This window comes from Collinsella sp. LCP21S3_A9 (assembly GCF_052118785.1).
Lineage (GTDB): Bacteria > Actinomycetota > Coriobacteriia > Coriobacteriales > Coriobacteriaceae > Collinsella.
In genome coordinates, this window is sequence record NZ_JBQKGN010000023.1 from 19,333 (window position 1) to 27,716 (window position 8,384).

Genomic DNA, 8,384 nt, shown 5'->3' on the forward strand with positions numbered 1-8,384 from the left:
CTCCGTTTTGCCGATTGCTGTTATTTGACGATGCTGCCCTTGGCGATGCGGGCTGAGAGGGCGACGATGATTCGGTCGTAGGCGTAGACGTCTTTGCCTAGCAGGAATCCGCGAGCGCCGAGTACGTTGTTGTTGGGCGTCATGTAGGCGTGACGCATGAGGGTCTCAGATTTATTCGTGCCTTCGGGCTTGTCTTTGGGCTCCTCCTCTTTAAAGAGAAGATTGACATTATGTGCGCGCCTGCGCTGATCCCTCTCGTCCTCTCTGGTGCCGTGCCCCAGCTCGGTCATGCCTATTGCCTGACAGTAAGCGAGCCAACGCTCGTGCTCTATATCACCCAATAGACAAATATTTTTAATTCTTCTGCGATAATTGGCTTCGTTGTTGGCAAATGCCTCCAATGTGTTGCCAGCCAATTTATCTTCAATTAGGTATTGTCTTACCAGATGACCATTGTCTAGGCCTTCGCTTCTCCCGCCTTCTAGTTTCGCCAGATAGTCGTTTTCGAGCGTATCGATGGTTTCCGATAGACCAACCGACCAAAAGCGACTTGGAAGATACGCGGCCGCCGCACGACTGCTGCGTTTGTTCCACTCGCTCTTGTTGAATTTGTCGCGCGCCGTATCGTCTGGCATGGAGGCATCATAGCTGACGGTGGCATGGTCATAGTTGCACATCTCATATACCGCATTGAGCTGTATAGCGCGCTGTTCAAGCTTATTGTTGAGGAGATTGTTGTAGGTAAAGAAAGCTTTGCGAGAACCGAAGGGATGCATGATTCCGACGATGGGGTCCTTTTCCTTTTCGGAACTTGCTGCGGTCATGGCGAGCTTTCTTAAGGCTTTAAGAATCTCTTCGCTTTCGATATGAGGACAAATTACGGGGCGTTGCTTCATGTAGTTTGGAGTGCCATGCTCGACAAAGCGGTTGAAAATCTGCCGTTGCAACATAAGGGAGCATGAGAGGTTCTGGCTGCAGTTGCCCGTGGTTACAAAGGCATAAACGAATGCGTTATCGGGCAGCAGGACACAACTGTCATCACATGCCACGCGCTTGCTCTGAAGGTCGTAGTGCAGAGCTGCGACGCTGTTGCCTGCCATAAGGCGGTCAAGCGTGATTGAGGGGGCGCTGGCCTCGACAAAACGCACTGTAGGTGCCCCGTCTTTGATCTCTCCGAGCATTTCGGGATATCGTGCCGCCTCGCGCTCGACGATTTCGTGGGCATTAGGGTCGACGATCACAATGCTGAGCTTTACCTGTGGCAGACGGCCCATCCAGTATGCGGTGCGTGCCGCCTGCATACCGTAATCTCCTGCGCCAATTACGAGCACTGTGAGGTTTTGGAGCTTGGTGCTGTCGTCGCGGGTGATGTCGACAGGAGCAAGCCATCTGAAAAGGGGTGCCTCGTCCAGAACGTTGTAGATTTCGTTTTGCGTACGAGAAACCAGGTGCAGATTGACGTTTTTTGGATAGGGCTTGATGGCATCAAAAACTCTCGGGTCGTCGGGGTTGCTGTGAAGACAATGCAGCGTAATCTTGGGCGCGCAGCCGGCTTGAGGATCCTTGTGCGTCGCTTCGAGCATGTCGATCGTTGCGCTGACATTGTGTTCGGTTTCTTCGCTCGTTGCGACGACGTCAACTGCGACCAGATGCTTAACTGCATCGCGCAGCGATGTAATCGTTGTGAGCACATCGGCTGCTTCGGAGTCGGTGAACACATAGCGCACATAGCCCTGGCACAGATTGCGCAGTACGCGCTGACGTTCGCTGTCTTCGTCGCTGCCTAGACAAAAGATGAGGGCGATGTCGCCGTTGCCATTCGCGTTATTGAGCGTTCCGTCCTTGATGTTGTTTACGATATCACGCGCGAGCAACTCGGTGTTGGCATCGACGCTCTCAAAGATAATTGCATGGTCGGCATACTTGAGATGACGCTTGATAACGCTGCCCGAGAGACGCGTGGCAACAGCGTTGAAGGCAAATAGGCCAATTTCAACGGGAAGGGCGATGATGTATGCAAGTGTGAGCAGCGAATAGAGCAGGTTGAATACCTGGCCGGTAACGCTGCCGCCAAGGGGAATAGCGCTATAGACGGTTGACGTCACATCGGTGAGGCCGGTCTGGATGGTCGTTGTCCATCCCACGGCAAAGAAATTGGTGATGACCCAGCTAATAAAGTTGAAGGCTCCCGGCTCCCAGCCCTCGCCAAGATCCGAAGAAAAGCACTGCGCCCAGGTAACGGGGGCAAATAGGCAAAAAGCGCCAAGAGCAAGAATTCCAAAGGCGACGATGCGACGGTTGGAATTGATCTCGAAGCCAAAGAGTTTGTGCTGATAGTTGTGCCGTTCCAAGTGTATGGAATAGCAGAGTGCGACGAGAGCGACGAGGAATGCCGCGAACCAACAGATTGGAGAAATCAAAGTAGGTACCTCCTGTGAGTATAGAGATGAACGGATAACGTGAACTGGGTCTGTTGCCGCCTACGTAAGCATGCGGTCTCTCAGTTCGGCCGCCTCGTTAATCTCGACATTGGTGCGGCCTTGGAGATCTTCGGTGCGCTTGCTGGTGAGCTTGCCGTCCTTTAGTCCGTAGGTGGTGTACTGAACGATTGCGCCGGTGGTTTCGGCTGCCTGACGTAGGGGCTCGTAGGTGTCGGTTTGTTCGCACCATGCATAGAAATCATCAACGGTGGCGTTGGGATTGCCGCTAAAGAGTCGATACCATTCGCGTCCAAAGCTGCCAAGGACCGAGAACGTCTTTTTCTCGACAAGCTTGTCGCCCTTGTATTTGTAGTCCAGCGTGAGGTCCACCAGATAGGCGGCTCCCGTTTCAAAGGCGTTCTCATTGCTCTGATGACCGATGACCTCGGCCTCCGGGTAGTACTTGTCAATAAACTCGGCGGCATCGCCTTCGTAATCGGCAACGATGCGCACACTCTGCACTTTGCCCCGCTTGTACGTGTAGTGCAGGATGCGCAGCAGTCGCTCCTGCCAAAACGCATAGGAAAACAGGTGGTCGACAAAGTGCGGGTTCTCAAGCCGATTGGCCCGATTCATCCAAACGGTTTGAAACAGTTGGTAGTCGGCTTGCGGCTCGTCCGTGACCTCGCGGAACCACTGTACGGCGAGGTCGGCGGGGATATAGAACGATAGTCGCTCCTGCGGAGTACCGCTCTTGGTCGTTTTGGCGCGCAGGGGAATCTCGACCTCGTAGCCAGAACCGTCGTCCGTTCCGCAGTTTAAAACGGGCGGTAGCATAAACTGGCAGGGGCCCTCGTCGCATACGCGCATCGGCTGGGGGCTAACAGGTTGCCCGTCAAACTCCATCTCGATGTCTGTGTCGTCTTCTTCGTCCTCGTCATCATCTTCGATGCCAAGGTCGTAGCCGGTGTAGTAGTCATCCAGGTGTCGCTCGTTTACATTTCGCCCGTTTACGACGTCAAAGACGGTAACACCCGTCATGCGGTCGCAATACTTTGCGACTTCAAAGAGGTTGCAGCTCTCCTCGGGCGTAAAGTTATCCATGCGGTGCTGGAACTCGGTAACGCATTCATCGGGATCATAGCCGTCCATTTCGCTGTCACCGAGCCAAAAGCTGGGATCACGATTGCTTTTGAAGTACCACCAGTACCAGACGGGGCAGAATACCGCATTTACGCCAAAAAAGACTTTCTGGATGATGTTGCCGTTGCCGTCGAACTTGTAAACGAGCGGCAAGTTAGCAACCTGATCGTTTGATGTGTCACGCGCCATGGTGTGCTCCCTGCGATGATTTGTGTTGCGCGTGCAGGCCAGATTCGATGCATCTGACCTGCACGCGCCTGTTACTTCGCATACTAGGCCGCCTGCGCTGCATTCTGTTGCGCAACATCGTGGACGGCGCGGTTCGATGTCCAGGGACGATGCCGCGCAACAGATACATGGCTTGGCCGTGCCAATCGCTCCCTAGTAGCGCGCCGAGCGCTGGGCGTTGCCCGGGTTGTAGCCCGCCCAGGCGGCGATGACGTCCGACTCAACGACGCTCGTTGCAATGTTGATAAAGCTGCCGCCACGGGGCAGGTCGGTGTGGAAGTCTTCGAGCAGGTTGGGCTGGAAGCTAAAGTCCTCAAAGTTGAGTGTGTTGGGGTTGTAGAGCTGACAAGTACCATCCTCGGTAGAGATCGGGCCAACCATGTAAACGGCCTTGTGCTCTACGACCTCGGTATCGTCGACGTCGATCACCTCTCCGCGATCGTGCGCGGCAGCGGCGTGCTCCATGAGCTCGAGGAATCGGTCGGCTTCGGCGCTGCAGAGTACGCAGCGCGAGAAGAGCACCGTGAGGGCATAGCCCGTCTTACGACCCAGTTTTTCTCGTAGCTCGTTAAAGCGCTGTGACTGCTCCGGGGTCATGCGCGTCTTGGACGGCGCGGTCTGTTTGAGTCCGCACGTCTTAAGGAACATCGCGTTGGCCTTGCGTAGGGCGCTCATAGCGGCAGAGTCGCTCTTTGCCGCGGAGACGTCGATGCGTCCTCCCTCGGGAATCTGCTTGTAGCGAGAGAAGCCCTTCTCGCCCTCGACGGGCATCCAGTACGTAATGATGTCATTTTCCACTACGCTAAAGCGGCACGTAAAGGGCGCGCCGATTGCCGGTGCCTCGCCGTAGAACTTTACGCGTACGGCTTGGTCGGTGTCCGCCATCCACATCATAAAGCGATGGCTATTGTTGCCGTCATGGCTCCGGAGCTTTGCAATAAGGTAGCAAACCGAGTCGCAGCGGCTCTCGAGTGCGGCACCTCTTCCGGTGGCGATGGCGCTTATGCCTTGGGCCTTGAGCTCGATGTCGCGGTGCAGCGCGTTGAGCTCTTCGGATGTCAACAGGTCTTGGCCGAGAAGCCCCGCGACAAGCGCGCCGACTTCTATGTCGGTAGTAAGGGCGGCGTCGATAACCTTGCGGTGCGCCTGGTGGCTTGCATAAGCCGGCAAAGGTTTGCGGCCTGTGGCAAATCCAAATGGGTCGCGGATCTGATCGCCGCCGCGATAGAGCGGCTCCAAAAAGAACATGTTCATGTCATTTTGCTTGCCCTGCTTTTGACCGTAGGCATCGAGGGAGTTCCAGACATGCTTTTCTGCAATGGGGTTCATCCACAGGCTGATTTTCGATTTTTCTGCCGAGGAGGTCGAGGTGTTCTTTTTGGAACTTGCGGCGGGACGAGAAGCCGGGACCTCACGATGACTGTGATAATAGTCAGTATCGATTCCTAAGGTCTCGACTAAGTCAAAAAAGTCGCCAGCTGTTTCGCCTTTCGCGAGCTCTGCCATGACCGGTTGCGATGGGTCGTCGACAAAGGAAATGCGTGTTTTTCCGTCATCGGAGACTGCCTGACAGTATCCGCATCGAAGCGCGACGTAGCCTTCCGGTTCACTGCCTCGGTCAAAGTAGGTGTCATCTTCGCAGCCGAGCGTCTCGGGGACGGGGACAGTTGGACGATCGGTGCCCGGAATCGTTATAGCAGCACCCGCTGCGTACTTGAGCTCGTCGAAATACTCAGTGTAGAGCGGAATGTTGTAATGTTGGGCTAATGCCTCGAGAACGATGGCGTTGGGCACGGAGTGCGCCACGCGATAGCGCACGGAGTTATAGCCCCATTCGACATCGGTTGCATCATCGGGGATTCCGTGGCCCACCATGGTCCTCAGGACCTCATCGGGTGAGTCAAACGTGCTATCGGGCGTGCCGCAAATCGCCTGGAGCGAGAACCCGCCAAAGCACTTGTCGAGATCATCGCGGATATATGCGCAGCAGTCATGGTTGGGAAAGACGATGCGAAACGTCATCGCACCCATGGCCTGAGACATGTAGACGTTGCCCGATGCCTGGGCATCGGACTCTGCCTGGGCATTGGACTCTGCCTGGGGCTCCTCTTGGGCGCCAAACTGGTCCTTGAGAAAGTCGAAGTACAGGGACACGTTTCCGCGCTGCGCATACGAACGCATGATGGGGTCGGTGGTGTCCTCAAAGTACTTTTGGCTTCCGTCGGGCATGGACATGGTTCCCATGCCGCAGCGGAACAGGGTGTCGGTGGCGCCGTCGAACCCCTCTGGGAAATACACCCAGCAGCTCTTGTCGACCACGTTTGCAAACGAGACGCTATCGCCCTGCGCATCGGCGATCACGGCGCCGGCGGCGATCTCATCGGCATCGGTGTACTCGTAGTAGACGGGAACGCCGATCATCTTGGAGATAGTCTTGGCAACCTCCAGCGAGGGGATGCCGTTGTATTCGTACTGGAGCGAGTTGTAGCCCCAAACGACGTTGGTGACCTCTTCGCCGTCGGACCCGCAGGTTTCCAGGGCAGCATTGGTGGCGTCGGTCGGATCCATGTGCTGGAAGTCCTCGTAATCGGGGATCACGGCAGCAAAGCAGAACTCGCCATAGTCTCGCTCCAGGGCGGCTTTGGCCTGCATGCAGATATCGTGGTTGGGAAACACGATGCGATTGACAATCTGGTTGATCGAGATCCCTCGGTCGGTATCTTGAAGCAGATGCTCAAAAATCTCGTCCATCGTTCCTTCTTTCGTATGCGGTGGAAGCCAACGATCCCGGGTTTTAGGGCTCGTGGCTTTGCTAACCCGAACGCTACTGCCCCGATGGGCGAGAACGTTGCGCAACATCCGCGAGTGCGCAAATTGCAATGCGGAACGGTCTGTGCTGGGGCGTTTTGAGAGCGGGTCCGTCTCGCTCTCGGCAATGTTGCGCAACGCTTGCTTGGCATGGATTTCTACACTTGAGTTGTCCAAAAGGGATTCGGTTCTTGAATGAGGGATGAACGATGAGCGGGAACTCCTATTACGATGACGATATGTCTGAAGAGGACTACGAGCGGGTCATGGAGCATATGTACGAGCTTGAGTGCGAGCTCGAGGAGCCTCATGACGCTCGCACCGACCAGTTGATTCGCGAGGAGCTCGAGCAGCTTTCGAGTGCCATGTTGTTTGAGCCGGTGGTCAAAAACGGTGAGTACCTTGGTGAGCGCGACCATGTGCCCGGGTATTGGACGGATCGTCGCGATTTGGAGTCCGAGTCTTCAGACGCTTCGAGCGATGCCGACGAGGTAGAGAAGGATGAGCCGTTTGATTTGATTGGCTATCAGGGTTCTTCTTCGGGTGGCTCGGTGCTCGACATGTTTACTCCCATTTTAAGGAGTCGCGTGTTCTGGATCTTCATCGCGTTTCTGGTGTTTATCGGCATGCTCGACATGTTCTACGACAGCTTTATTGTTCCTTCGGGCTTCGCTATTAGCCGCATCAATTTCCAGGGCTTGGTGCTGCTGGCGATTGTCGTTGTATACATTGCCCTGAGGCGTCGTCGCCGTTAACGGCGGTATTGACGCAGCTTCCGATGTTGCGCAACAAAGTGTTGGGACAGCGCCGTATGCTCGGGTTGTCCTGAAAGCGAGAGAAAGGACAGGACAATGGCTGAAGTTGAAGTAAGGGCTTTGGGTCCCGACGACGTCGACGATATGGTCGATCTGGACGAGCAGTCGGGCTACGAGGTCTATGACGCGTGGGCGGACTATGTTGAGGACGAGGACGAGGAGAACTGTTACCTCTGGGGCGTCTTTGCCGATGATGAGCTGGTCGGTTTTTGCGTAACGGGCGGTGCAGATGACCCCGACCTGCCGGATGCCGTTACGGAGCACCCGCTCAACGAGTACACGTCGACGTTTTTGAGCCATGTGTATGTTGACCCCGACTACCGCGGTAACGGCTATGGCGCGCGCCTGGTGCACGACGCCCTGTTGGGATACTGGGAGAGCGAGGGCGAACAGCAGCCTACATTCCTGGATCTGAGCGGATATCTCTTTGACGATCCTGATGCGGATCCGATTAAGCTCGCGCATCTGCTCATCGACTTCTTTGGCAAGAACGGGTTTGAGCCCATTCCCGACGATGACCACGACATTACCTACACCTGCATGGTCTTGGATCCCAAGAACTTTAAGGACCCGGACGCAGAGTAGAGGCTGCGATCTGTTGGTTCAGCTTCCCTAGTTGGTGTTTGACGGGGCCGGACGTTCCAGTTGAGATGGCTGGACGTCCGGTCCTTTTTGTTGCCTGTCGGGTTTGGTGATCGGCACGTTTATCTCGATCTGTAACATCTGGCGGGGGATACGGGGTCTAGTTGTTACAGATTGAGATTGTTCCTCGGCAGACAACTCAACTGTCTCAATCTGTAACATCTGGGGCCGGTTTTGCTCCGCAACTGTTACAGATCGAGATGTTGTCTTCAGACGGGGTGACGCATAATTTCTTTCGCAAATTGACAACCGCATAGCGGAACACGGCCCATACCCCGTCATATGATTTCTAGCGACTAAACAACAAATCACCGACGAAGGGGGCACG

The 8,384-nt window shown here is 55.3% G+C and carries 5 protein-coding genes; 2 read left to right on the plus strand and 3 right to left on the minus strand.

Annotated elements, in window-relative coordinates; all coding sequences use genetic code 11:
- Positions 1-20: 20 nt before the first annotated feature.
- From ACTQ05_RS08340 to ACTQ05_RS08350, 3 genes are all read right to left on the minus strand, one after another.
- The gene (locus ACTQ05_RS08340) at positions 21-2,420 is read right to left on the minus strand and encodes a hypothetical protein (RefSeq protein ID WP_441538827.1); all 2,400 of its coding nucleotides are present in this window, start codon (positions 2,418-2,420) and stop codon (positions 21-23) included.
- Between the two features lie 60 nt (positions 2,421-2,480).
- Positions 2,481-3,752, minus strand: a complete 1,272-nt coding sequence (locus ACTQ05_RS08345; protein ID WP_441538828.1) for a hypothetical protein — start codon at positions 3,750-3,752, stop codon at positions 2,481-2,483.
- Between the two features lie 192 nt (positions 3,753-3,944).
- Entirely contained in the window at positions 3,945-6,542 is a 2,598-nt protein-coding gene (locus tag ACTQ05_RS08350; protein WP_441538830.1) for a hypothetical protein, read from the minus strand.
- A gap of 266 nt (positions 6,543-6,808) precedes the next feature.
- Here ACTQ05_RS08350 and ACTQ05_RS08355 point away from each other — a divergent pair, with 266 nt between their 5' ends.
- Together ACTQ05_RS08355 and ACTQ05_RS08360 are read left to right on the plus strand one after the other, a co-directional pair.
- Positions 6,809-7,354, plus strand: a complete 546-nt coding sequence (locus ACTQ05_RS08355; protein ID WP_441538832.1) for a hypothetical protein — start codon at positions 6,809-6,811, stop codon at positions 7,352-7,354.
- Positions 7,355-7,450: 96 nt separating this feature from the next.
- A complete protein-coding gene (locus ACTQ05_RS08360) occupies positions 7,451-7,999 on the plus strand; it encodes a GNAT family N-acetyltransferase (protein ID WP_441538834.1) in 549 nt (182 codons plus the stop codon).
- Positions 8,000-8,384: the final 385 nt, after the last annotated feature.